This is a genomic window from Marinobacter shunpengi (assembly GCF_045449695.1).
In the GTDB taxonomy this organism is placed as follows: domain Bacteria; phylum Pseudomonadota; class Gammaproteobacteria; order Pseudomonadales; family Oleiphilaceae; genus Marinobacter.
The window spans coordinates 173,535-197,893 of sequence record NZ_JBJJKZ010000012.1; the positions used below are offsets into that span (position 1 = coordinate 173,535).

Below are 24,359 nucleotides of genomic sequence, written 5' to 3' on the forward strand. Positions count from 1 at the left end.
ATGAACTGGCGGACAACCTGGATAGCGACAATGCTGCTGGCTACCCCTGTCGCCATGGCGGAGCAGGCCCCGCCTCCCCAGTTCCTGGAACCCTACCAGGCCTGTCTGGTCACCGAATCCGAAGCCATCCCCGTGAAGCTGGAGCAGGCCATTGAACCGCTCCAGCATCGCTTCGGACTGATGGAGCGCACCTCCCTGCCGGACAACGGCGGGATGCTGTTCGTCTACCAGGAGAACCGGGGCCCCAGGGCGGGCTTCTGGATGTACAACACCCTGATCCCCCTGGATATCGCATGGCTGGATGAAGACGGTGTCATCGTGGCCATGGACACCATGGTGCCCTGCGAGACCGAATCCGCCACTCAGTGCCCAAGCTGGATTCCCGGGGTCGGTCACCGGAACGTACTGGAGATGAACGCCGACTTTTTCGAGGAAAATCATGTAAATATCGGAGACAGGTTAATCACAAACCTGAACGACCATACGACCTGTCCCACGGTTGATTAGGTATCACTTTCCCGCTGCCCGGTTGAACAGTCTCACAGCCTCCGGTTTCTCCCCTGTCCCTGCTCTTGCGTATATCCTTATACTTCCCGCGGTTTTTATTGCTGACCGGTCGTAAGTGACTGTCATTAATGAATAATATTTCATTTATGTGAATGTTGCCAGGTCGACCCGGAGAAGGATGTCCCGGGCCAAGGGAGTCAAGCCAAGGATGTCGCGAGATGGATCTGCCCTCCGTTGAAACGCTGAAAACCCTGTTCATTGCCGGCCACCTGATTGGTCTTGCACTGGGCGTCGGCGGCGCCCTGACCCTGGATATCATTGCCTTCCGCTACTTCTACCTGGAGCGCATCACCCGGGAGAAGCTGGTGCTGTTCCACTTTATCGCCCGCCTGGTCAGTACCGGCCTGTTCATCCTGTGGGTGACCGGCCTGGCCTTCCTCTGGATCTACTGGCAGCACCAGCCCGAACTGCTGGGCAACCCCAAGATCTGGGCAAAACTGGTCATTGTGGTGGTCCTGACCGTCAACGGCTATTTCCTGCACCACAAGGTATTCCCCATCCTTGACCGGAACCTGGGGCATCAGATGTTCCACCGGGTCACCGTCGACGAGAAGGCCATGATGTTCACCTTCTCCAGCATTTCCATCATTTCCTGGGGCTTCCCCCTGGTGCTGGGCATTGCCCGGTCCCTCAACTTCAACACCGGTATGGAAAACATCCTGGCGTTCTATTTCCTGATGCTCAGCAGCACCTGCCTGCTGATGCTACTGGTGTTCAAGCTGTTTCTGGATCCCATCAAGTATTTCGTTATTGACCGTCCCGCCCGCCGGCGGGAAGTCAGGTCGTAGGGCGGGCGCAAGTCCTGCCCACGCTGTAACCCGAATTCAATTGCAGACGCAGTACCCCCTGCAGTTTTCCAGGGCCTGTTCCGGCAGTAAGGGCCAACGTTTGCTACCCGCGTTATCGCGGTAGTCGTGTTTAACCACCAGGTACAGGATTAAAAACGTGCGCTATGAAGACTAAATCCAGACTGGCACTACTGCTGTGCGGCACGGCGATGACCGGCACAGCCGTCGCCGACTCGCTCTGCGAGGTCGACTACAGGATCCAGCATAGCTGGCAGACCGGTGCCGTACACCGTGTACAGATGACCTACAACGGCCCGGATGTCACCGGTTGGGAGCTGAGCTGGACGTTCCCCGGCGGGGATACCATCGATTCCATCTTCAACGTCACCCATACCCAGAACGAACAGGACGTCGTTGTCGAAAACCTGCTATGGAACGCCCGCCTGTCCGAGGGTGGGGAGATCAAATTTGGTTTCAACGTGCGTAACCCGTCCGGTGAGGTGCCGGTGGAGTTCTACCTCAACGGAGAGCCCTGCGACGAGGAGCTCAACGACACCCCGGACCAGCCGGACGACCCCGACCAGCCCGACAATCCCGGTGACAACCCGGGCGACGGCGGCGACCAACCCGGCGATGGCGGTGATCCCGGCGACGATGATCCGGCCAAACCCACTGCGTGGACCCTCGATACCGGCGACTCCTACCTCGGCTTTGTCACCACCAAGAATACCCACACCGTGGAAAGCCATCGCTTCGGCACCATCTCCGGCTCCGTGACCGACGACGGTACCGCCACCCTGGATATCGACCTGAACACCGTCCAAACCGGTATCGATATCCGCAACCAGCGCCTGAAGGAGATGCTGTTCAACACCGGCCAGACGCCCACCGCCACGGTGGCCATCGAGCTGGGCGACAACCTCTCGCAGGTGCAGGGCCTGTCCGCCGGCGAAGTGATGACCCTGGATGTTCCGGCCCAGGTACAGATCAGCGGTGAAACCCGTGACATCAACAGCCAGCTCCGCGTCCAGCACCTGGGCAGCCAGCGGTTCCTCGTCAGCAGTGCCCAACCGCTGATCATTACCGCCGACCAGTTCGGCCTTGAGGGCGGCGTGGAGGCACTGCGGGAAGTGGCCGGCCTGGATTCCATCAGCATTGCCGTGCCGGTGGATTTCGCCCTGTTCTTTGAAGCCGACGAGCCCACCACCCCGTGACGCGCTCCTGACACCGCATGAGAGAGGCTTTTATGAAACCCTTACTAAGAAACCTGCTGACACTGGCCGCGGGGGCGATGGCCGGCAATGCCGCGCTGGCCAATGAGCTCTGTACCGTGGACTATCAGGAAATCAACAACTGGGGCAACGGTGCCACCCACCAGGTGACCGTGCAGTACAACGGGCCGCGTATTGAACAGTGGGACCTGTCCTGGACTTTCCCCGGCAACGAAACCATTGCCAACCTCTGGAAAGGCCATTTCGAGCAACAGGGCCAGCAGATCGGCGTGATCGATGCCGGTTATAACGGCACGGTCACCAGCGGCGGCCAGTTTGATTTCGGCTTCAATATCGAGAACCCGTCCGGCAGCCTGCCCACCGAGTTCTTCCTCAACGGGGAAAGCTGCGGCAGCCCGGCGGACGGCAGCGGGTCAGACCCTGGCGATGACTCGCCCGGAGATGATTCACCGGACGAGCCGGTCATGGGCTGGTCCCTGAACGGAGCCGAATCCGACTTCTCGTTCGTCACCGTCAAGAACACCGATGTGGCCGAGGCCCAGAGCTTCCAGAACCTGCAGGCCTTCGTGGACACCAGCGGCAAGGCTACCCTGGCCATTGACCTGAACACGGTGGACACCGGTATCGACATACGGGATGAACGTATCCGTGATCACCTGTTTGCCAGCGGCCTGTTGCCCACCCTGACCTTCACCACCCAGGTGGATATGGCGACGGTAACCAGCCTGCAACCGGGCGAGGCGGAAATGATGACCCTGGACGGCCGGCTCAGCCTGAACGGCATCAGCCAGGACACCACCGCCGAGGTCATGGTGATCCGCACCGCCGACGACCGTGTGGCCGTACGCTCCGCACGCCCGGTGATGATCCAGGGCGGTGACTTCGAGCTGGTCGGCGGTATCGAGACTCTGCGAAGCCTTGCCGGCCTGTCCGCCATCGGGCAGACCGTACCGGTGTACTTCAACCTCAGCTTCTCGGCCATCAGTGGCGACGACGCCGACAACCTGATGCCGGTGGAAGTCGGTGACGCGCCGGCAGCGCCGTCCATCGTGGATGCGTCCTACACCGAAGGTAACAGCACGGTGACCCTAAGCTGGCAGGACCTCAGCAGCAACGAAACCGGTTTTGTCATCAAGCGTCGCCAGGGCGATGGCTACTGGGAAACCCGGGACGCCGTGGATGCCAACCAGACCCAATGGATGGAACAGCTTGACGCCGAGGGCAACTACACCTACCGCGTGATCGCGGTGAACGACAGCGTGCCATCCATGTCCTCCGGCAATGTCATCGTCAACGCCCAGCCGTCCGACGACATGCCCGGGGATGATGGCGGCGATGATCCCGGCACCGATCCGGGCGATGACCCCGGCGACGATGACGGCGGCAACGACAATGGCGGCGATCCGGGCAACGATGACGGTTCCGGCAACGACGACGGCGGAGACAATGGTTCCGGCGATGACGGGGGCGACAACGGCAGTGGCAACGATGATGGCGGAGACGACGGCAATGAGCTGGACGGCGCCGAGATCTATGCCACCCAGTGCGCTTCCTGTCACGGGGCTGACGGCACCGGTGGCGCTGTCGGTGTCTCGCTGACCCAGTCCACCGAACTGGACTCCCTGGTCAGCTATATCGACAGCACCATGCCCCTGGGCAATGCCGGCCGCTGCGTGGGTGACTGCGCCCAGGCCGTGGGCGAGCACATCGCCGACAACTTCTGGAGCGACCAGGGTGATGGCGATCCGGTCAACCTGGAAGACGAGACCGCCGGCCCGCGCCAGCTCAACCTGCTGACCCGCTACCAGTACGAGAACGCGGTATCCGACCTTCTGGGCATTGATGCGGCCAACATCACCAACAACTTCCCCACGGAAGCCAGGGTGAAGGGCTTCAGCAACAACGCCGCCAAGAACTTCGTCAGCGCCCGTCACTTCGACGAGTACATGCGGGCCGCCGAACAACTGGCCGACGACGCCGTCAGCAACCAGAAGGGCACCCTGCTCCCCTGTGACGAGAACGCCGACGGCTGCGACGAGCAGTTTGTCGACAACTTCGGCCTGAAAGCCTTCCGCCGTCCGCTGACCGACGAGGAACGTAGCGGCTACCTGGGCCTGTTCCAGGACCAGGGCGACTTCAACAGCGGAATGACCGCGGTGATCGAGGCCATGCTGATCTCACCCAACTTCCTCTACATCAGCGAGCTGGGCGAAGCCCAGGGCAATGGTGTCTACAAGCTGACCCAGTACGAGCTGGCGTCGCAATTGTCGTTCATCTTCCAGGGCACCATCCCGGACGACACACTGCTGTCCGCGGCGGCCAGCAACCAGTTGGAAACCCCGGAACAACTGGCCGCCCAGGCCCGTCGGCTGCTGGAAACCGAGCAGGCCCGCGTGCATATGGGGCACTTCGCCGAGCAGTGGCTGGAGTCCGACCCGGCCTCCATGGGTAGCAAGGACCCGAACATCTATCCGCGCTTCAACGGCCAGGTTCGCGATGCCATGCACCAGGAGCTCCGTGCCTTCTTCACCCACGTGATGTACGACTCCACCGGCCAGTTCCAGGAGTTGCTGAACGCCGACTATGTGTTCGTGAACCAGGCCCTGGCCAACTACTACAACCTGTCCGGCGTCAGTGGTGACAACATCCGCAAGGTAACCGACACCACCGGCACCCGTGGCGGCATCCTTGCCACCGGTGCGGTCATGGCCTCCCATGGCCACGCCAACGAGTCGGCCCCCATTCCCCGGGGCAACTTCGTGCGCCGGCGCCTGATGTGCCAGGAGCTGCCACCGCCCCCGGAGGAACTGGACACCAGCTTCCCGGACCCGGACCCGAACTACACCACCCGCGAGCGGTTTGAGGAGAAGACCGGCGACCCGGACTGCCAGACCTGTCACCTGTACATCAACGGCGTTGGTTTCGGTTTCGCCGCCTTTGACGGTGCCGGTGGCTATCGCACCACCGACAACGGCAAGCAGGTCAACACCTACGGTGAGATCTACGGCCTGGAAAGCCTGCTCGAGGAGTCCAGCGTGGCCTACGACGGCGTGCGCGAGATGCAGCAGGTGCTGGCCCAGACCGACAGCAGCAAGAGCTGCCTGGCCACCCAGTTCTACCGGTTCGCCCGTGGCTATATCGAAACGTCATCGGATGAAAACACCATCGATAACCTGACCCGGTTGTTCGCAGCCAATGACTACCGGCTGAAGGATCTGATGGTGGGCATCACTCAGTTGCAGACCTTTGCCCTGCGCAGAGATCAATAAGGAGATCGTCATGCATTCCAACAGACGTCAGTTTCTCAAAGGCCTTGGTGGCAGCGCGCTCGCGCTGCCCCTGGCGACGATGCCCTGGGCCCGGGTTGCGACAGCGCAGGGCGCCATCGCCAAGCGTGCCGTCTTCATGTACATCCCGGACGGGTGTATCCCCGAGCGGTTCCACCCCACCGGCGGCGAGTTTGATTTCCAGCTTAACGAGATGACCAGCCCGCTGGAGTCCGTGCGGCAGCACTGCCTGTTCGCCAGCGGCCTGAACATGTACGAAGGTGGCCACACCCACGAGGGCGGTGTTGCCAAGGTACTCACCGGCAACCACACCGAGTCGCTGGACTACTTCCTGGCCCAGCGCCTTGGCTCCGCCACACCGTTCAAGTCCATGAACCTGGGGGTCGCCGCCACCTTCCAGAACGGTGAAGGCAACGTGTTCAACTTCAGTTCCGGCAACGTGCCCATCACCCCCAACGACAACCCCATCAACGCCTTCGACACCATGTTCGGTGGCGGTGGCAACGGGGGTGGCGAGCCGCTGGCGGACCGCCGCAAACGCAGCATCCTCGACCGGGTGCTGGCGGACCTCAACGCCATGAACAGCAAACTGGGCCAGAACGAGCGGGAGAAACTGGAGTTCCACACCCAGAGCCTGCGCGAGGTGGAATCCCGGATACTGGATGCGGGGGCGGAAGCCGGCGTGTGCAACACCGGGGGCTTCAACAGTGACAACTTCACCGTGCCCGAGGGCTGGAACGGCTACCCGCCCAAGATCCACCTGGACGAGCACTACCAGACCATCGGGCGCCTGCAGATGGACCTGATCACCGAGGCCTTCTCCTGCGACATGACCCGGGTAGCCTCACTGATGTGGTCCCACCCGGTCAGTCCGCTGCGGGTGGAGGGCATCGACCAGGGCCACCACGACACCTCTCACTACGGCAACCGGGACAGCGACACCGCGGACAAGTTCGTGCAGTACAAGCAGTACCACATGCGCCAGTTCCGCTACCTGATCGAGAACCTGGCCAGCCGCACGGATACCGACGGCAACAGCCTGCTCCACAACACGGTCATCTTCCTGTGCTCGGAACTGGGCGACAGTAACGCCCACGACCACCGGAACATGCCGTTCATCCTGGCAGGCAACGCCGGCGGGGCGCTGCAGACCGGCCGCTACGTGGACTTTGCCGGCGACGCCCACAGCAAGCTGCTGGTGTCCATCGCCAACATGCTGGACGTCAACATCGACAGCTTCGGCTACACCGGCCACGGCACCGGCGGCCTGCCCGGCCTGCTGGCCTAGAATGGTACTGCGCGCCACAGGGAGGTGGTGCTATCCGCAGGTACAACAACAACTCGGTCTGAGAAAGAGAAATGCTGCCCCGGCGACACGCCGGGGCTTTTTTATGCAGGCTGGTCGGTCGTTACATCCCGTGGGTGGAAGGATCGACCCGGGAGAAGACCTCTTCCCAGTACAGTTCCGCCAGTTCCTCCTGGCTATCCACGTCCTTCACCAGGTCCACCCATTTCTCCAGTACCGGCCGGAATTCCTCAAGCATCTCGGCACCGTTTTCCACACCATAGGTCTTGGCGTAGTACTGGGCGATCACCTCCATATCCTCACGTACAAACTCCCGGGTGGTGGCGGCCAGGTCCTCCGACGCGGTGTGCAGCTCGATGCCCAGTTCCTCCCGGGCCCGCTTCAGCACCTCAGCTTCCCGCTGGTGATACACCCACGGAATCTCCGCGGAAATATAGGCACCGGCATGCAGCATGGCCTTGCGTTGCTCGTCGGTCAGGCTCTGCCAGCGGTCCCGGTTGGTATTGGTGATCTCAGCCCCCGCAAACACGCCACCGGGTACGTCGGTAGTGATATCCGTGGTCGCCTCGATGATGCCAAGGTTCTCAAGGTCCGGCGCGGAAATAACCACACAGTCCACAACGCCCTGGTCCAGGGCCTCATAGGCTTCGTTGCCGGAAAGCGTGACCGGACTGGCGCCAAAACGCTCCGCCCAGCGGGACCACTGCGAACCCGACGATCTCAGCCGCTTGCCTTCCAGGTCCTCCTGGCTGGTTACCGGTTCACTGCAGTTGAGCATGTAGTTGGAGCTTGAGGCGATGCCGGTAATGACCTGATTCTGGGCATGGAAGTCCTCCAGGCACTCCTCGCACTGGAAGAAGATGTACTCGGCAAGGGCGCCGATATAGGCAGGCCCTTCCTTGCCCTGTATCTCCTTGCCGAAAAGCTGCAGCTGCATCGCCGCTTCCGCCAACAGGTTGGTGTGGGGATATTCGGACGGGAAGTACGGGCTGAGCAGGTAACCAATGTCCGCCATACCATCCCGGACACCAGCGGACGTTTCCGCAAAGTTGAGCAGCGACAGCGGATACACCTTGACGGTCAGCGAGCCGCCGGAGAACTCCTCCACCCGGTCGGCATAGTTCTGGGCGGCCTTGGCCGAATCACTCCCGGGGGGATAACCCAGGGCATAGCTGAGTGTCTCGGCATGGGCAGTGGTCGCCAACGCGGCTCCCCCCATCAACAGGCTGGCAGACAGGGTACAGAAAAGGCTTGGTTTGGACATGGCACGACTCCCTGGGCGTTATTGTTGTCGTAAGCAGGGGCACGGAGCGTTTCACTCCGAAACCGGTTGTACCCTGACACATTAGATCCGGCCACGTGACCAATCAACTGTTTGGTCAAAAATCGTCCATTCCGACGAGACGGTTCTTGCACTCTTATTTCTGGCCTCCCTGTCCATCGAAACATCCTTCATTATCCTTAAGGGAAGTGCCGTTGAGCCGCAAACTCGAAACCTGGGAATCGTGTGCTAGCATCAAATGAAGCGGCATGGCCGCTTACCACATCCCAACCGAAATAGCTTGATCAAACCAATAAGGACAACAAAATGGCAAACGGAAAGTTCGAGCTGTACACAGATAAGGCAGGAGAATATCGATTCCGCCTGAAAGCTGGTAACGGCGAGACCATCGGCGCCTCCCAGGGCTATAAATCGAAGTCTGGCGCCGCCAACGGTATCGAATCCGTAAAAAAGAACGCCGCAATTGAGGAACGCTTTACCGTCTTCGAGGGCAATGGAGGGAAATGGTACTTCAACCTCAAAGCTGGTAATCAGGAAGTCATCCTTGCCAGCCAGGGATACTCATCAAAACAGGGGGCTGAAAGCGGTGCCAAGTCGGTGCAAAACCATGCGCCTGATGCGGCGGTGGAAGAGGTTGCTTGAAGCAATTGCCTTTTAGAGCCCCTTAACCGCTTGCCCGTTACCTGATCGGGTAGTCGCCGCCCGAGAAGGTGGCTACTCGATCCGACTAACAGTTGCCCTGGAACTGATAGAAGTTTTTTTCTTCTGTATTGAGTGCTCGAATGGTGCCCGGGGCCGGACTCGAACCGGCACGACCTAACGGTCAAGAGATTTTAAGTCTCCAGTGTCTACCAATTTCACCACCCGGGCAGGGGGAAGGAATGCTGGAGGCGGGATTGTATAAGGCCTTGCGGATCAACGCAATTCCGGGGCGGTGACGCTGGACTCGCCGGTGGCCCCGTTCACCTCATCCGCCCCTGGGGGGGCATTCCACCACGATCTTGCGGTATATCAACCCCTGCGACATTCCGTCCCATTGGGATTGAGCTATGGTTGGGTTAGCATCGTAAGCATCTGCCGGTACAACAAGAACTGCACAATCATCGGGCGGTTTGCTTGGGTGGAAGTATTCTTCCCTCACTACTGTGGTTACCGGAGGTTCCAATGGAGCTCGATCCCCTGTTGCTATCGCGAATCCAGTTCGCGTTCGTGGTCTCCTTCCACGCGATCTTTCCCGTGTTTACCATCGGCCTGGCGTCGTTCATTGCCACCCTGGAGGCCCTGGCCTTCAAGACGGAGAATCCGGTCTGGACGCGACTGTCCACCTTCTGGACCAAGGTGTTTGCCGTGGTGTTCGGCATGGGGGTGGTGTCCGGGATCGTGATGTCGTTTCAGTTCGGCACCAACTGGTCGAACTTTGCCCAGGCCACCGCCAACTTCATCGGCCCCATGCTCAGTTACGAGGTGGTGACGGCCTTCTTCCTGGAGGCGGCTTTCCTGGGGGTCTTGCTGTTCGGGCGTGACAAGGTGCCACCGGGTGTCCACCTGCTGGCGGCGATCATGGTGGCGGTGGGCACATTCATCTCCTCGTTCTGGATCCTGTCGGCCAACAGCTGGATGCACACCCCGCAGGGGGTGGAATTCCGGGACGGGGTCTTCCATGTGCTGTCCTGGTCCGAGGCCATCTTCAACCCGTCCTTCCCTTACCGCTTCGCCCATATGGTGGTGGCGTCGTTCCTGACCGGCAGTTTTGTGGTGGCCGGGGTCAGTGCCTGGTACCTGCTGCGGGGCCGTGAGGTGGAAACCAATCGCAAGGCGCTGTCCATGTGCCTGTGGTTCCTCCTGCTGGTTGCGCCCCTGCAGGCGGTTATCGGTGATTTCCACGGCCTGAATACCCTGGAGCACCAGCCGGTCAAGGTGGCCGCCATGGAGGGTAACTGGGAGACGGATACCAACGTTCCCCTGTTGCTGTTCGCCCTGCCCGACCAGGACAGCCAGACCAATCATTTCGAGGTTGGCATTCCCGGTATGGCCAGCCTGATCCTGAAACATGACGTACAGGGTGAGGTCCCCGGGCTGGAGTTGGCTCCGCCGGAGGAACAGCCCCCCGTGGCCCTTGTGTTCTGGAGTTTCCGGGTGATGGTCGGGCTTGGTGTGCTGATGATCGCCTTTACCCTGGCCGGTCTTTTCCTGCGCCCCGGCGGGCGCTATGCCACCAACCGCTGGTTCCTGAACGGGTTGCGTCTGATGTCCTTCACCCCGTTCGTTGCGGTACTGGCGGGGTGGTTCGTGACCGAGACCGGGCGGGCGCCCTGGCTGGTGTACGGCATGATGACCCACGCCGAGGGCCTGACGCCGTCCCTCACCGGCGGCATGGCGCTGTTTACCCTGATTGGCTATATCGTGGTCTATGCCCTGGTGTTCTCCGCCGGCGTCTACTACCTGATGCGGGTGCTCCACGACGGCATGGAAGCGAAGGATGATACCCACGAATCCGATCATCCCAAGCGACCGCTGTCCGCCGCCCATGTGCCATTCGAGTTCAACGAGGACGTCGTCCGCCAGGGGGGATACTGATATGGAACTGTTCGATCTGGCCCTGATCTGGGCCTTTATCATCGGCTTTGGCGTGATCATGTATGTGCTGATGGACGGCTTCGACCTGGGCGTGGGCATCCTGTTTCCCTTCGCCCCGGACGAGGACGCCCGGGATGTGATGATGAACTCCGTGGCCCCGGTGTGGGACGGCAACGAGACCTGGCTGGTGCTGGGTGGTGCCGGCCTGCTGGCGGCCTTCCCCATGGTGTACTCGATCCTGCTGCCGGCGCTCTATATCGGGGTGTTCCTGATGCTGGCGGGGCTGATCTTCCGGGGCGTGGCCTTCGAGTTCCGCTTCAAGGCCAACACCTCCCGCTACCTGTGGAACTGGGCCTTTGCCGGTGGTTCCACCATTGCCGCCTTCGCCCAGGGCGTTGTGGTGGGGGCCTATATCGAGGGCTTCGAGACCGCCAATGGTGTCTATGTCGGCGGCGCCCTGGACTGGCTGACTCCCTTCAGCGTGCTGACCGGCTTTGGGTTGCTGGCGGGCTACAGCCTGCTCGGGGCCACGTGGCTGGTGCTGAAGACCGAGGGTTACATCCAGCAGTGGGCCCGCGGGCTGGTGACCCCCTTGTTGGTTGCAGTACTGGCGGTGTTTGCCATCATCAGCATCTGGACACCCTTTGTGGATGAGTTCGTCCGTGACCGCTGGTTCAACAACCTGACGCTGATCTGGATCTTCCCGGCCCTGGGGCTGGTATGCGCGTACATGATCTTCCGCTCCACCCGACGCCACCAGGATGGCATGCCCTTTGTGGCCACCATGGGCCTGTTTATCTTCACCTACCTGGGGTTGATCGTCAGCAAGTGGCCCTACGTGGTGCCGCCGGACTACACCCTGTGGGATGCCTCATCCGCCTACGGCTCGCAGTTGTTCCTGCTGCTGGGGCTGTTGTTCGTGATTCCCGTGGTGCTGGGCTATACCGCCTGGACCTACTGGGTGTTCCGGGGCAAGGTCAAGGCTGGCGAAGGCTACCACTAGGTGGCATCTGGCTCTCCCCGTGAGGCGGCGCGTTGGCTGAAGGAACGCCAGCGCCCCGCCCTGGTCTCCATTCGCCTGGCCGCCCTGGCCGGGGCCGTTGCGGCACTGGCGACCATCGTCCAATTGGCGGGCATCGCGTGGATTGCCCACGGCACGCTGGTGGAGGAGGCCAGTACCGGCCAACTGCTCCCGGTGGTCGGGGTGGTACTGGTGGCCCTGCTGGTGCGTTCGGTGGCCACCGGTTACCAGAACCACCTGGCGGCAAGGGCCAGCGACGAGGTGCGGGGCCGCCTGCGGCAGGAACTGCTGGACCACATGGGCGCGTCAGGCCCGGTGCAGCTTGCCCGGCAGTCAGCGGGTACCCTGGCGGCGGAATGGATCGATCAGGTGGATGCCCTCCACGGTTACTATGCCCACTACCTGCCCCAGATGATCCTGTGTGTGGTGGTGCCGGTGATGATCCTGGCTACCGTGGTCTGGCTGGACTGGCTGGCGGCGCTGTTCCTGCTGCTGTCCGCACCACTGATCCCCCTGTTCATGGCGCTGGTGGGCATGGGGGCGGAAAAGCTGAACCAGCAGCACATGGAAACCCTGGGCCGGCTGTCGGGTCACTTCCTGGACCGGCTACGGGGGCTGACCACACTGCAACTGTTCCAGTACACGGAACCGGCCACCGAAGGGATCGCCCGGGCCACGGACGAGTACCGGAGGATCAACCTGAAGACCCTGAGGGTGGCGTTCCTGTCCTCCGCCGTACTGGAGTTCTTTGCCTCGGTGGCCATCGCAGTGATCGCCATCTATATCGGCTTCGGGCTGCTGGGATATATCCAGTATGGCCCCTCCCCGGACCTGACCCTGTTCTCCGGGCTGTTCATCCTGCTGCTGGCGCCGGAGTTCTTCCAGCCGTTACGGCAACTGGCCCAACACTACCACGACCGGGCCACCGCCCTCGGGGCCGCCGCGCAGCTCCAGGCACGGCTGGATGACCGCCCTCACCCGGCACCGGAGGTGGAGCCAGGCACCAGTACAGCTCCCGATACGGCGGTCCATGTCCACCAGCTTAACGTCACCTATCCGGATGGCCGCACGGGGCTGGCTGGGGTGTCTCTGGAGATCAGGGCGGGGGAACTGGTGCTTCTGGAAGGTCCCTCCGGCAGCGGCAAGACCACTCTGCTGAATGCCATGGCGGGCTTCCTGGCGCCGTCCGCGGGCTATGTCAGTACCTTCGGGAAGCAACCGGGCGGGGAACCCTTCGGCTGGCTGGGTCAGACGCCGTTTGTCCGCGCTGATTCCTGGGCCGGCAACCTGCGACTGGGGGCACCGGATGCCTCGGACGATGAACTGCTGGAGGCCCTGGCCCGGGTGGGTCTGGGGGAACTGGTCAGGAATCGCCCCGACGGCCTCGATACCACCATCCGCGAGGGCGGCGCTGGCCTCTCCGGCGGGCAGGCCCGGCGCCTGGCCCTGGCGCGCCTGTTCCTGGCCCGCCACCGGCTGGTGCTGATGGACGAACCCACCGCCGGGCTGGATGCCCGCAGTGAGCAACAGGTCATCGACGCCATCCGGTCACTGCGGGACCTCGGCATCACCATCGTGATCGCCAGTCATCACCAGGCCCTCAAGGCGGTGGCGGACCGGCGGCTGGCACTGGCGGACGGGAGGCTGGCCGATGGCTGAACTCTATCCCTGGTTGCGGCTGATCCTGCGGCATCGGCAGCGCCTGCTGGTCGGTGGGCTGCTGATGTTCGCCACCATACTCGCCGGTGTTGGCCTGCTGGCGCTTTCCGGCTGGTTCATCACCGCCACGGCCCTGACCGGGCTGATCCTGGCCTCCGGGGGAAGCGCCTATCTGAATATCTACGCCCCCGGCGGCGGTATCCGGTTCTTCGCCCTGGGCCGGACGGTGTCCCGTTACCTGGAACGCCTCTACAACCACGATACGGTGCTGCGGCTACTGGCGGATATCCGGGTGGTGTTCTTCCAGCGTCTGGCAGCCTCATCACCGGACACCCTGGGCCGGAAACGGGCGGTGGACTGGCTCAATCGCCTGACTCGGGACATCGATACCCTGGATACCCTCTACCTGCAACTGGTGGCGCCGCCGGCCATGGCACTGGCAGGCCTGGTGCTGCTGGCCGGTGTCATGGTGGCCGTGGCGCCGCCTCTGCTGCTGGCGCTGGTTCCGCTGGCCCTGCTGCCGGCAGTGTTGTGGCTGCTGGCGCGATCCACCCTGGGGATCAGCCGCCGCCAGGGATATCAGGAAGAAGCGCTCCGAGGCCAACTGGTGGATGCCATCGAGGGGATGGCGGAACTGCAGGCCGCCCATCACTGGACCGATGAGGCCCGCTCCCTGCTGGACCGCAGCCGCCGCCTGGACCGGGCAAGGCAGTCCATCGAGTCCCGCACCGCCGTGGCCAATGGCATCACCCTGCTGGCCATCCAGTTGGCGGTGGTCCTCTCGCTCTGGACCGGTCTGGCGCTGTGGCGTGATGGGGCATTAAGCGGGCCGGTGGCGCTGTTGTTTACCCTGGCGGTGCTCGGTCTTGGCGAGGCCTTCACCGGGCTGCCGGCCGCCTTCGGGCGACTGGGCGCCACCCTGGGGGCGGCCACCCGCCTGAACGGGGAAGGTCGGCCCCAGCCACGGGAAAGCGTACCTCCCGTATCACCGGGAGTGGTCGCCCTGTCGTCGCCGGTTGCCGTGCGCAATAACGAGCACCTGTTCCCGCCGCTGACGGTGACACTACAGCCCGGGCAGCGACTGGCACTGGTGGGTCGGTCCGGTTCCGGCAAGTCGACGCTACTGGACTATCTCGCGGGGGTATCCGGTGCGGTGGAGGGCCAGGTGCATCTGGCCGGTGAACCGCTTGATCCGGCGACGCTGCCATCCTGGCGTGGCGGTGTCAGCTATCTGAGCCAGCGCACACACTTCTTCAGCGACAGTCTGCGGGCCAACCTGCTGATGGCCCGGGCCGATGCCACGGAACAGGAACTATGGGCCATCATCGAGGCTGTCGGCCTGACACAACTGGTGCAACGGCTGCCCCGGGGGCTGGATACCTGGATCGGCGACCAGGGGCGGCACCTGTCCGGCGGTGAGCGCCGTCGGGTGGCCCTGGCCAGGGCCCTGCTCCGCCCCGGCTGGTTGCTATTACTGGATGAGCCCTTTACCGGCCTGGACGAGGCGACCCGGGAACGGATCAAGGTCCGGATTGAGCCCTGGCTGGCCAATCGAACCTGCATCCTGGCCGCCCACGACACCGACACACTGCCCGATGCCGACATGGCTATCAACCTGGACTAGCTGGCTGACAATACCTCGAAGGTCATCCGGGCATTGTTTTTAAGTCGCTCCAGCAGCTTGCCATCCAGCAGGCTGGCTGGTGTCCAGAAACCACCCGGGGCATCCTCGGGTACATCGAACGCCAGACACTCTGCCGCCTGGGCGAGGATACGGCTGGTGGAACCATACCCCGGGTCGCCCTGGCCGGTCACCTTGGTGATGATGGTCTGGCCGCCTTCGGTAAGGCCGATAAAACGCAGATCGTAGAAGCCCTGCACCTGGGATTTCACGTCCGGGCCCTCTCCCGATTCCGGTAGCACAAAGCGCTCCAGAGCCCAGCGGGTCGGCTTGATGGCGGTGGCAAGGGCAAACCCGCCCATGGCGCCGGCCAGGGCCATGGCCGTGGCCCTGCCCTTCAGCCCCCGACCGGTCATGGTGGCCTCGTCATAGAGAAACTCTGTCCCGTAGGGAGCATCTTGCAGCGCGTTGGAGCGGTGCACCACCCGGGTGTTGATCGCCGCCATCAGGAAGGGTGCCACCCAGGATTCCAGTTCCGGGTCGAACTCCGCGAACTTCACGTTGGGCTGGCGTACGGCAGAGCGATGGTCCGGCGGGCAGATCGAGAACGGGTTGGCCAGTTCCTTGCGAAGGGCCTTGTTGGAGGCGGCTTCCTTCACCACGTTCATCAGGCTGGCGACGGTACCGCCGGAGAGGCCCCCCTTGGCCGCCTTGACCCGCATCTTCACCTGCTGGCAGGGCTGCCCGAAGCGGGCAACAGCCTCCTGTTGCAGGTGCCAGACCCCCAGGTCCGACGGGACTGAATCAAAGCCACAGCAATGGACGATACGAGCGCCGGAGGCCTTGGCCCGGTCCTCGTAGAGCTGGATCATCCGCCGGATCCACTGCACCTCGCCGGTCAGGTCGCAGTAATCGGTGCCACTGTCCACGCAGGCCCGGACCAGGGGCTCCCCATACAGGGCATACGGTCCCACCGTGGAGACCACCACCCGGGTCTGTTCACACAGGGCGGCCAGGGAGTCTTCGTCCGCCGCATCCGCAATCACCATGGGCAGGTCCACGGCGCCGGGGCCAAGCTCGTCCTTCAGTTGATCCAGTTTTGCCTTGGAGCGACCGGCTATGGCCCAGCGAACGCCGCCGTTATCGTCCAGTGATCCGAAACCATGACGCTCCGCCATGCGTCTCGTCAGTATCCTGCCCACAAAACTGGTGGCGCCGAAGAGTACGATATCGTACCGGGGTTCCATGCGATTCTCCTGTCGCTGATGGGGTATGGGTGCAAGCTGTCAGGCCTGGTCCAGAGCATCCCAGCATAGCAGAGCGGGTTCCAACAACCACGGGAAAATAGCAGGACCAGACACAAAAAAGGGGCACCCTCAGGTGCCCCTTTTTCTTTCTGAAGCAGGTTCTTACAGAACTTTCTTCAATTCCTCTTCAAGCTGGGGTACAGCTTCGAACAGGTCGGCAACCAGGCCGTAGTCGGCTACCTGGAAGATCGGCGCCTCTTCGTCCTTGTTGATCGCAACGATCACCTTGGAGTCGCCCATACCCGCCAGGTGCTGGATGGCACCGGAGATGCCCACGGCAATGTACAGCTGCGGGGCAACGATCTTGCCGGTCTGACCAACCTGCATGTCATTGGGCACGAAGCCGGCGTCAACGGCGGCGCGGGATGCACCCACAGCAGCGCCCAGCAGATCAGCAACCTGCTCCAGCATCTTGAAGTTCTCGCCGTTCTGCATGCCGCGACCACCGGAGATCACGATGTCAGCGCTTGCCAGGTCAGGACGGTCGGACTGGGCCAGCTCTTCGCTCACGAAGGAGGAAACGCCAGCGTCCTTGACCACATCCAGGTTCTCGACGGCAGCGGAACCACCCTCGCCGGCAACCGGATCAAACGCGGTCGGACGAACGGTGATCACCTTGGTGTCGTCCTTGGATTTGACGGTCGCTATGGCGTTACCGGCATAGATCGGACGAACGAAGGTGTCAGCGTCTACAACGCCCATGATGTCGGAAACCTGGGCAACGTCCAGCAGCGCCGCAACGCGGGGCATGAAGTCCTTGCCGGTGGTGCCGGCAGCGGCCAGGATGTGGCTGTAGCCCTTGCCTACCTCGGCGACCAGCTCACCCAGGTTCTCACCCAGGTTGTGGCCATAGACCGCGTTGTCGGCAACCAGTACCTTGTTGACGCCATCGGCCTTGGCAGCCTGCTCGGCAACCGCACCACAGTTCTCGCCGGCAACCAGAACGTCGATATCGCCGCCGATTTCCTTGGCCGCGGCCAGGACACTCAGGGTAGCCTGCTTCAGGCTGCTGTTATCGTGTTCAGCAAATACCAGGATGCTCATTTAGATCACCTTCGCTTCGTTCTTCAGTTTGTCGACCAGCTGGGCTACGTCTTCTACCTTGATGCCAGCCTGACGTGCGGCCGGAGCCTCAACCTTGACGGTTTCCAGACGGTGAGCCATGTCAACACCCAGGTCGGCCGGGGTGGTGGCATCCAGCGGCTTCTTCTTGGCCTTCATGATGTTCGGCAGGGAAGCGTAACGCGGCTCGTTCAGACGCAGGTCGGTGGTTACAACCGCCGGCAGGTTCAGGGAGAGGGTCATCAGGCCGCCGTCCACTTCACGGGTGACGTTGACCTTTTCGCCCTCAACAACAACCTCGGAAGCGAAGGTGCCCTGCCCCATTCCGGTCAGCGCGGCCAGCATCTGGCCGGTCTGGTTGTTGTCGGAATCGATGGACTGCTTGCCGAGAATAACCAGCTTGGGCTCTTCCTTCTCGACAACCGCCTTCAGCAGCTTGGCAGCTTCCAGTGACTGGACTTCCTCGTCCGTTTCAACGTGGATACCGCGATCCGCACCCAGTGCCAGGGCTGTACGGATCTGCTCCTGAGCAGCCTTGGGACCAATGGAAACCACGACGATCTCGCTGGCAACGCCCTTTTCCTTGAGGCGGACCGCTTCTTCAACCGCGATCTCACAGAAAGGGTTCATCGCCATCTTGACGTTGGCAAGATCAACACCGGAGTTGTCCGGCTTGACGCGTACCTTCACGTTGTAGTCGATAACTCGTTTTACCGCGACCAGAACCTTCATAGATTCCTCGTTCTTCTACGATGGGTTTAATGACTCGTAATCAGAAAGACTCTCGACTAACCCGCCTGGGGCGACACCAGAGTATTCATGATTCCTGTCGCTTCGAACGCCTGGAAAAGGCGCCCGAACGTTGATTCAAACAGCAAAAACTCCATGGGACCTGCTGTCAGGGCGCCATAATACTGACGGCAAAGACCGGGCGGGTCAATAGTTAATGCCGTATTGAGACGCATTCACATCCGGATAATGCTACCACCTGTTCTGATTTTGAGGCCTGAAAGGCATTTTCGGGCCTGTTTTCGAAACACTGTTTCGCAAAATATGGTATAGTTCCCTTTACTAGCTATCCGGTTGCGACCTTTCCCTGGCAGAGCTGCGCCCCATTCGGTAATGCGGTGGTAACATGCCAGAAAAGGCTCCCGCATTCAAACGGTCGTTTGAACTGAATGAAATGCGGGGTAAACTGTCGTTATACAGCCGGGTGTCCGGTATCATAGGCGTTTTGCCCTGAGGGCAAAGGCCACGGCAGAAGCCGTCAGGTCTGTGGTTCTGCTTTAATAAAAGATGAAGGGTTGCGAGCAGCGTGCGCCCAGCGCCACCTGCCCTGGGCTGAATTCGGTCAGCACCCGAACGTGCCAGATTCCTTCTGTTCAACTGATGAGAAGTTTGAGGAGACCAACGTGGAACGCGAATCCATGGAATTTGATGTTCTGATCGTCGGCGGAGGGCCCGCGGGCCTTTCGGCAGCCTGTCGCACCATGCAACTGGCGCAGGAAGCCGGCGAGGAACTGACCGTATGCGTGGTGGAGAAAGGCTCCGAGATCGGCGCCCACATCCTCGCGGGTACCGTATTCGAGCCCACCGCCCTGAACGAACTCTTCCCGGACTGGAAAGAGAAAGGTGCGCCCCTGAACACGCCGGTCACCCGTGACGACATCTTCCTGATGAAGAGTCAGGACAAGGCCACCAAGATCCCCAATGCCTTTGTGCCCAAGAACATGCACAACGAAGGCAACTACATCATCAGCCTGGGCAACCTGTGCCGCTGGCTGGCCGAGCAGGCCGAAGGACTCGGCGTTGAGGTCTACCCGGGCTTCCCGGCAGCCGAAACCATCGTTGAGGATGGCCAGGTCAAGGGCATCATCACCGGTGACATGGGCGTTGCCCGCGACGGCAGCGAGAAGGAAGGCTACATGCCGGGCATGGAGCTGCGCGCCAAGTACACCCTGTTCACCGAGGGCTGTCGCGGCCACCTGGGCAAGCGCCTGATCAACGACTTCAAGCTGGACGAAGGCAAGGACCCACAACACTACGGTATCGGCATCAAGGAACTGTGGGATATCGATCCGGAGAAACACGAGCCGGGACTGGTGGTTCACAGTACCGGCTGGCCCCTGAACGAGTCCGGCACCACCGGCGGCTCCTTCCTGTACCACCTGGAAAATGGCCAGGTGTATGTTGGCCTGATCACCGACCTGTCCTACAGCAACCCCCACGTGAGCCCGTTCCATGAAATGCAGCGGCTCAAGACGCATCCGGAGTTCAAGAAGTATCTGGAAGGCGGCAAGCGCGTGTCCTACGGCGCCCGCGCCATCACCAAGGGCGGCCTGAACTCGCTGCCGAAGATGAGCTTCCCGGGTGGCCTGCTGCTGGGCTGTGATGCCGGCACCCTGAACTTCTCCAAGATCAAGGGCTCCCACACTGCCATGAAGTCCGGCATGCTGGGTGCAGAAGCCGTCTTTGAAGCGCTCAAGGAAGGCAAGGCCGGTGAGGAGATCAGCAGCTTCCAGGAGCGTTTCGAGAACAGCTGGCTGTACAAGGAGCTGTTCAAGGAGCACAACTTCGGTCCGGCCATGCATAAATTCGGCATGGTTGGCGGTGGTGCCATTGCCTTTATCGAGCAGAATATCCTGGGCCGCCCGCTGCCGATGACGTTCCACGATACCGTGCCGGATTACGCCACCCTGAAGCCGGCGGACCAGTGCAAGGCGATCGACTATCCGAAGCCGGACAATACCCTGACCTTCGACAAGCTGTCCTCGGTGTTCATTTCCAACACCAACCATGAAGAGGACCAGCCGATCCACCTGAAGTTGACGGACCCGGATATCCCCATCCAGCAGAACCTGCCGAAATACAACGAACCGGCACAGCGTTACTGCCCGGCGGGTGTCTACGAGGTGGTGGAAGCGGAAGATGGCAGTGGCAAGACGTTCCAGATCAACGCCCAGAACTGTGTCCACTGCAAGACCTGCGACATCAAGGACCCGGCCCAGAACATTACCTGGGTAACACCGGAAGGTGGCGGTGGTCCGAACTACCCGAACATGTAACACCGGTTCGGCAACCAAAAGGACTCCTTCGGGGGTCCTTTTTTGTGCCTTTGAAAAAGCATAAAAAAAGCGGCCATAAGGCCGCTTTCTGTACAGGAAACCGGGTCCGGCTTAGTGCGCGTGACCGTGCTCCTGCTCTTCATCCGTTGCGTCACGGGCTTCAACCACTTCCACGTCAAAGTGGAGGGTTTCACCGGCCAGCGGATGGTTGGCGTCGATGGTGACGGTTTCGTCGTTTACCTCGACCACCCGAACGATCTGGGGACCGCCTGGGGTCTGCGCCTGGAACTGCATGCCCGGCTCGATGGTGTCCACACCCTCGAAAGCGGAGCGGGGAACCGGCTGGATCAGCTCGTCATTTTTCTCGCCGTAACCTTCTGCGGGGTCAACGGAAACCTTGACCTGGTCGCCAGGTTCCTTCTCATTCAGCGCGTTCTCGAGACCGCCGATGATGTTCTGTGCACCCTCCAGATACGACAGTGGCTCACGACCTTCCACGCGGGAGGAGTCCAGCTCTTCTCCCTGATCATTGGTCAGTGTGTAATGAATGGTAACAACGCGAGGTTGGGCCATGGTTTCTCCTTGCATGTCGTAATGACTGTAAAATGTGTATTCGGTTGATCGAAAGTGATCTTGAACAGTCGGACTGCACAGAGGAACTAACGACAACCGGGTCTCTCATGTGAGAGCCGGGTTCGATAACAAAACAGAAATACCAGTCTAACAAGTGTCAGACGGCCATTTCTACCGTGTTACCCCCAATGTTGGAGACGCCGGACAGCTTTTCAACCGTTACCCACCGGAAAATATTCCCCACCGCTCCAGACACCGAGTGACGGCGCCCCTCCGGCTGCCTCGTTTTCGACCAACAGGTCTGCCAGTTCATAATAGGCCGCGGTGACCAGTCTTGCCTCAAGGCCCCGGCGAACCCGGACCAGGGGACGGGGGCTGCCATCCTCGTACTGCCCCACTTCCAGCGGATGCTCGGTGCCCAGCAGCAGCTTTTCGCCCACATTGGTGGTTACCGCCAGCGTCTGCCGCTCGCCCTCTCCCTCCTTCTCAAGAGTGTGGGCCAGCAATGGCGTATCCTCCACCCGGATGCGCCACTTTTCGACCGGGGTCACGAGATAGTAGTGACCGTCCTCCTCCCGTCGCAGGATGGTTGAGAACAGCCTCACAATCGCCTCGCGCTGGATCGGCTCTCCCTCGTGATACCAGGCACCGTCCCGGGCGATACGGATATCAATGTCACCGGACAGGTCCGGGTGCCATTTTTCAATGGGCGGGAGATCGCCGGCTTCAACGGCGGCCGCCCTCACCTGCTCCTCCAGACGCTTGGGATCCTGGCTCATGGGTGTCCTCCTGATCATAGGGATACGTAAGTATGGGGTACGACATGATGTGGAAATGGGGTTTTTTGTGGTGGGTTACAAGGCCCGAAGCCAAAGGGCGGGCTGTCAGGGCAGAAACTGCTCCCGCAGGTCGGCGCAGCCCGGGCCCACCACCGGCATGTCCAGGGCCACCGCCTGACTGGTCATAAAGGGAATACCATGGCGATGACCGTCTACCAGCAGCGTTGCCAGGGCACCTACCAGGGGCATGTGGGACACGATCATGATCCGGTTGGCTACCGGCTCCTCCAGTAGGGCATCCAGGCACAGACCGGGGTCGTCCTCGGGGGTCAGGAAGGGCTTCTCCGTGACCCGGCAATTGAGGATCTCCGACGCAATGGCGGCTGTCTGGCGCGCCCGTACCAGGGGACTGGCCCAGATCTCCCGGGGGCGCCAGTGGGACCTGGCGATCTGGCGGGCAACCAGCGCGCACCCCTTGCGGCCGGACTCGGTCAACTCCCGTTCCTGGTCGATGGAATGCCAGCCCGCCTCACCATGGCGCATCACCAGCAGGTCCATGGTCAGCCCTGCCCCGCCAGGGTTCGCGGCAGAATGAACTCCACATCGGAGTTCTGGACCGCAGTCATCAGGCCGCTGATCACGGCCTTGATGGAGGCCCCGCCGTACAGGATATCGTATAGCCCCTTCACCAGGGGCATGTAGATCCCCACAGACTCAGCTTTTTCCTTCACCAGCAGCAGGGTGTGTATGCCCTCGGCCACCTGCCCCAGCTCGGCCACCGCGTCGTCCAGTGCCGTGCCTTTGCCGACGGCGTAGCCGACACGGTAGTTGCGGCTCTTAGACGATGTACAGGTCACCACCAGGTCACCGATACCGGCCAGCCCCATAAAGGTCATGGGGTTGGCCCCCAGACTGACCGCGAAACGGCTCATCTCCGCCAGACTACGGGTCAGCAGCATGGCACGGGCGTTCTCCCCCAGGTCCAGGGCGGCGCCCATCCCGGCGACGATGGCGTAGATGTTCTTCAGGGCGCCGGAAAGCTCAACCCCATAGACGTCGACATTGGCATAGACCCGGAAATACTCACAGCCCAGGAGGGCCTGGACCTCCCGACGGACGTCCGGATCCTTGGCAGCAATCACCGTAGCGGTGAGCTCCCGGTTGACGATCTCCGCCGCCAGGTTGGGACCACTGAGGACACCGATACGGGTACGGGGGATTTCCTCCTGGAGGATCTCGCTCATCAGCTTGAACCCTTCCCGCTCAATACCCTTGGTCAGGCTGATCACGATCTGCCCGGGGCGGAACTCGCCGGCGTGGGTCCGGATAACCTCTCGGAAGGCCTTACTGGGGATGGCCACGAACACCGTGTCCGCGGCGGCAACGGCGGTGGCGAAATCAGTGGTGGGCTGCAGGTCGCCTTCAATCTCGACGCCTGGCATATAGCGGCTGTTGGTGCGCTTCTCCGCCAGCTCCCGGGCCTGGTTTTCGTCGCGCATCCAGAAGTGGACGGTATGGCCGTTTTCCGCCAGCACCTTGGCCGTGGCCGTGCCGAAGCTGCCGCCGCCCAGGACGGCAACGTGTCGTTTGCCCCCGGGTGATGCCTGTGGGGATGAGGGGGACGATTGCCCGTCGCCGGGCGGGTTGTTTTCAGACATAGAGCTTCCGTTTCGGCCCGCGCGTGGCTGATTGGGGCATGTCACGCTGAATCAGCCGGTGTCTTCGCACTCCAGGGCGCGTACCAGGTTGTGAAACTCCTCCCGGTTACGGCTGTTCAGGCCCATCAGTACGCGGTGGGCATCCAGTACCTTGTCCCGGACTTCCTGCTCACTGGCACGGAGTACGGGAATCTCCTCGAGTTCTTCGATGCGCGACGCCGGTTCCCGCACAATAATAAAAATCCGGTCAAACCCCATCGACGTAATGATGCGGGTGATGTCCGGATTGGTGGAGATCAGCGTCGGCAGAAAATGACTCTGCTTCTTGGCGGCCATGGCGATCTTGGCCAGCAACCCCAGAGTGGTGCTGTCGATCACCTCGGTTTCCGTCAGATCAATCACCACGGTCTTGAACGCCGGATCGGAAGTGATGGACTCCACCAGGTTATCCAGCGTCGAGCACAGGTTGAGACGGATTTCACCGATAAACTTGAGGACGTAAATCCCCTGCTTCTCAGCCTGCAGAATCTTATAGCCAGCCATGTCTTCTACTGCCAGTCATTCGACAAAACGGA

20 protein-coding genes and 1 tRNA gene are annotated in these 24,359 nt (G+C 61.6%); 11 read left to right on the forward strand and 10 right to left on the reverse strand.

Translation table 11 applies throughout. The annotated features are described in order from the left end of the window. From ACJO2E_RS07405 to ACJO2E_RS07425, 5 genes are all read left to right on the forward strand, one after another. A complete protein-coding gene (locus tag ACJO2E_RS07405; protein WP_406963246.1) occupies window positions 1–507 on the forward strand; it encodes a DUF192 domain-containing protein in 507 nt (168 codons plus the stop codon). A gap of 218 nt (window positions 508–725) precedes the next feature. Continuing rightward, the gene (locus tag ACJO2E_RS07410) at window positions 726–1,355 is read left to right on the forward strand and encodes a hypothetical protein (protein WP_406963247.1); all 630 of its coding nucleotides are present in this window, start codon (window positions 726–728) and stop codon (window positions 1,353–1,355) included. 164 nt (window positions 1,356–1,519) lie between these two features. Then, window positions 1,520–2,569, forward strand: a complete 1,050-nt coding sequence (locus tag ACJO2E_RS07415) for a cellulose binding domain-containing protein (protein ID WP_406963248.1) — start codon at window positions 1,520–1,522, stop codon at window positions 2,567–2,569. Window positions 2,570–2,601: 32 nt separating this feature from the next. Beyond that, complete coding sequence (locus ACJO2E_RS07420) at window positions 2,602–5,856, forward strand: DUF1592 domain-containing protein (protein ID WP_406963249.1); 3,255 nt, start codon at window positions 2,602–2,604, stop codon at window positions 5,854–5,856. A 10-nt stretch (window positions 5,857–5,866) separates the two neighbouring features. Next, window positions 5,867–7,162: a DUF1552 domain-containing protein gene (locus tag ACJO2E_RS07425; RefSeq protein WP_406963250.1), complete on the forward strand. Its 1,296-nt coding sequence runs from the start codon at window positions 5,867–5,869 to the stop codon at window positions 7,160–7,162. Window positions 7,163–7,283: 121 nt separating this feature from the next. Here the strand turns inward: ACJO2E_RS07425 and ACJO2E_RS07430 are convergent, their stop codons facing one another. Further along, the gene (locus ACJO2E_RS07430) at window positions 7,284–8,444 is read right to left on the reverse strand and encodes a C4-dicarboxylate TRAP transporter substrate-binding protein (RefSeq protein WP_406963251.1); all 1,161 of its coding nucleotides are present in this window, start codon (window positions 8,442–8,444) and stop codon (window positions 7,284–7,286) included. Between the two features lie 324 nt (window positions 8,445–8,768). On the opposite strand from ACJO2E_RS07430, the gene ACJO2E_RS07435 reads away from it, so the two are divergent. Beyond that, on the forward strand, window positions 8,769–9,104 hold the full coding sequence (locus tag ACJO2E_RS07435) for a YegP family protein (RefSeq protein WP_406963252.1): 336 nt from the start codon (window positions 8,769–8,771) through the stop codon (window positions 9,102–9,104). Between the two features lie 141 nt (window positions 9,105–9,245). Here ACJO2E_RS07435 and ACJO2E_RS07440 read toward each other — a convergent pair. Then, window positions 9,246–9,332: transfer RNA gene (locus ACJO2E_RS07440), tRNA-Leu, on the reverse strand. Window positions 9,333–9,626: 294 nt separating this feature from the next. Between ACJO2E_RS07440 and ACJO2E_RS07445 the strand changes: the two genes are divergently transcribed. The 4 genes from ACJO2E_RS07445 to cydC are packed head-to-tail and all read left to right on the forward strand — an operon-like array spanning window position 9,627 to window position 15,343. Beyond that, window positions 9,627–11,039, forward strand: coding sequence for a cytochrome ubiquinol oxidase subunit I (locus ACJO2E_RS07445; protein ID WP_406963253.1), 1,413 nt, complete (start codon window positions 9,627–9,629; stop codon window positions 11,037–11,039). A gap of 1 nt (window position 11,040) precedes the next feature. Beyond that, window positions 11,041–12,042, forward strand: a complete 1,002-nt coding sequence (cydB, locus tag ACJO2E_RS07450) for a cytochrome d ubiquinol oxidase subunit II (RefSeq protein ID WP_406963254.1) — start codon at window positions 11,041–11,043, stop codon at window positions 12,040–12,042. Continuing rightward, entirely contained in the window at window positions 12,043–13,719 is a 1,677-nt protein-coding gene (gene cydD / locus ACJO2E_RS07455) for a thiol reductant ABC exporter subunit CydD (RefSeq protein ID WP_406963255.1), read from the forward strand. Continuing rightward, entirely contained in the window at window positions 13,712–15,343 is a 1,632-nt protein-coding gene (gene cydC, locus ACJO2E_RS07460) for a thiol reductant ABC exporter subunit CydC (protein ID WP_406963256.1), read from the forward strand. Before cydD ends, cydC begins: the two co-directional genes overlap by 8 nt. On the opposite strand, the gene ACJO2E_RS07465 is transcribed toward cydC, so the two are convergent. The 3 genes from ACJO2E_RS07465 to ACJO2E_RS07475 all read right to left on the reverse strand — a co-directional run bounded on the left by ACJO2E_RS07465 (window position 15,340) and on the right by ACJO2E_RS07475 (window position 18,441). Next, window positions 15,340–16,587 (reverse strand): saccharopine dehydrogenase family protein, encoded by a 1,248-nt coding sequence (locus ACJO2E_RS07465; protein WP_406963257.1) that lies wholly within the window; start codon window positions 16,585–16,587, stop codon window positions 15,340–15,342. The two genes, cydC and ACJO2E_RS07465, sit on opposite strands and share 4 nt — an antisense overlap. A 162-nt stretch (window positions 16,588–16,749) precedes the next feature. Further along, on the reverse strand, window positions 16,750–17,691 hold the full coding sequence (locus ACJO2E_RS07470) for an electron transfer flavoprotein subunit alpha/FixB family protein (RefSeq protein WP_406963258.1): 942 nt from the start codon (window positions 17,689–17,691) through the stop codon (window positions 16,750–16,752). Then, window positions 17,692–18,441, reverse strand: a complete 750-nt coding sequence (locus ACJO2E_RS07475; RefSeq protein ID WP_406963259.1) for an electron transfer flavoprotein subunit beta/FixA family protein — start codon at window positions 18,439–18,441, stop codon at window positions 17,692–17,694. Window positions 18,442–19,121: 680 nt separating this feature from the next. Between ACJO2E_RS07475 and ACJO2E_RS07480 the strand changes: the two genes are divergently transcribed. Beyond that, window positions 19,122–20,774, forward strand: coding sequence for an electron transfer flavoprotein-ubiquinone oxidoreductase (locus ACJO2E_RS07480; RefSeq protein WP_406963260.1), 1,653 nt, complete (start codon window positions 19,122–19,124; stop codon window positions 20,772–20,774). A gap of 111 nt (window positions 20,775–20,885) precedes the next feature. Here the strand turns inward: ACJO2E_RS07480 and ACJO2E_RS07485 are convergent, their stop codons facing one another. The 5 genes from ACJO2E_RS07485 to ACJO2E_RS07505 form a co-directional block, all read right to left on the reverse strand. Further along, window positions 20,886–21,347: an FKBP-type peptidyl-prolyl cis-trans isomerase gene (locus ACJO2E_RS07485; RefSeq protein ID WP_406963261.1), complete on the reverse strand. Its 462-nt coding sequence runs from the start codon at window positions 21,345–21,347 to the stop codon at window positions 20,886–20,888. Between the two features lie 212 nt (window positions 21,348–21,559). Continuing rightward, window positions 21,560–22,126, reverse strand: coding sequence for a DUF1285 domain-containing protein (locus tag ACJO2E_RS07490; protein ID WP_406963262.1), 567 nt, complete (start codon window positions 22,124–22,126; stop codon window positions 21,560–21,562). Between the two features lie 105 nt (window positions 22,127–22,231). Next, a complete protein-coding gene (locus ACJO2E_RS07495; protein WP_406963263.1) occupies window positions 22,232–22,684 on the reverse strand; it encodes a SixA phosphatase family protein in 453 nt (150 codons plus the stop codon). Window positions 22,685–22,686: 2 nt separating this feature from the next. Continuing rightward, window positions 22,687–23,784: an NAD(P)H-dependent glycerol-3-phosphate dehydrogenase gene (locus ACJO2E_RS07500; protein WP_406963264.1), complete on the reverse strand. Its 1,098-nt coding sequence runs from the start codon at window positions 23,782–23,784 to the stop codon at window positions 22,687–22,689. Between the two features lie 51 nt (window positions 23,785–23,835). Further along, window positions 23,836–24,327 (reverse strand): STAS domain-containing protein, encoded by a 492-nt coding sequence (locus ACJO2E_RS07505; RefSeq protein ID WP_328190008.1) that lies wholly within the window; start codon window positions 24,325–24,327, stop codon window positions 23,836–23,838. Window positions 24,328–24,359 lie beyond the last annotated feature (32 nt).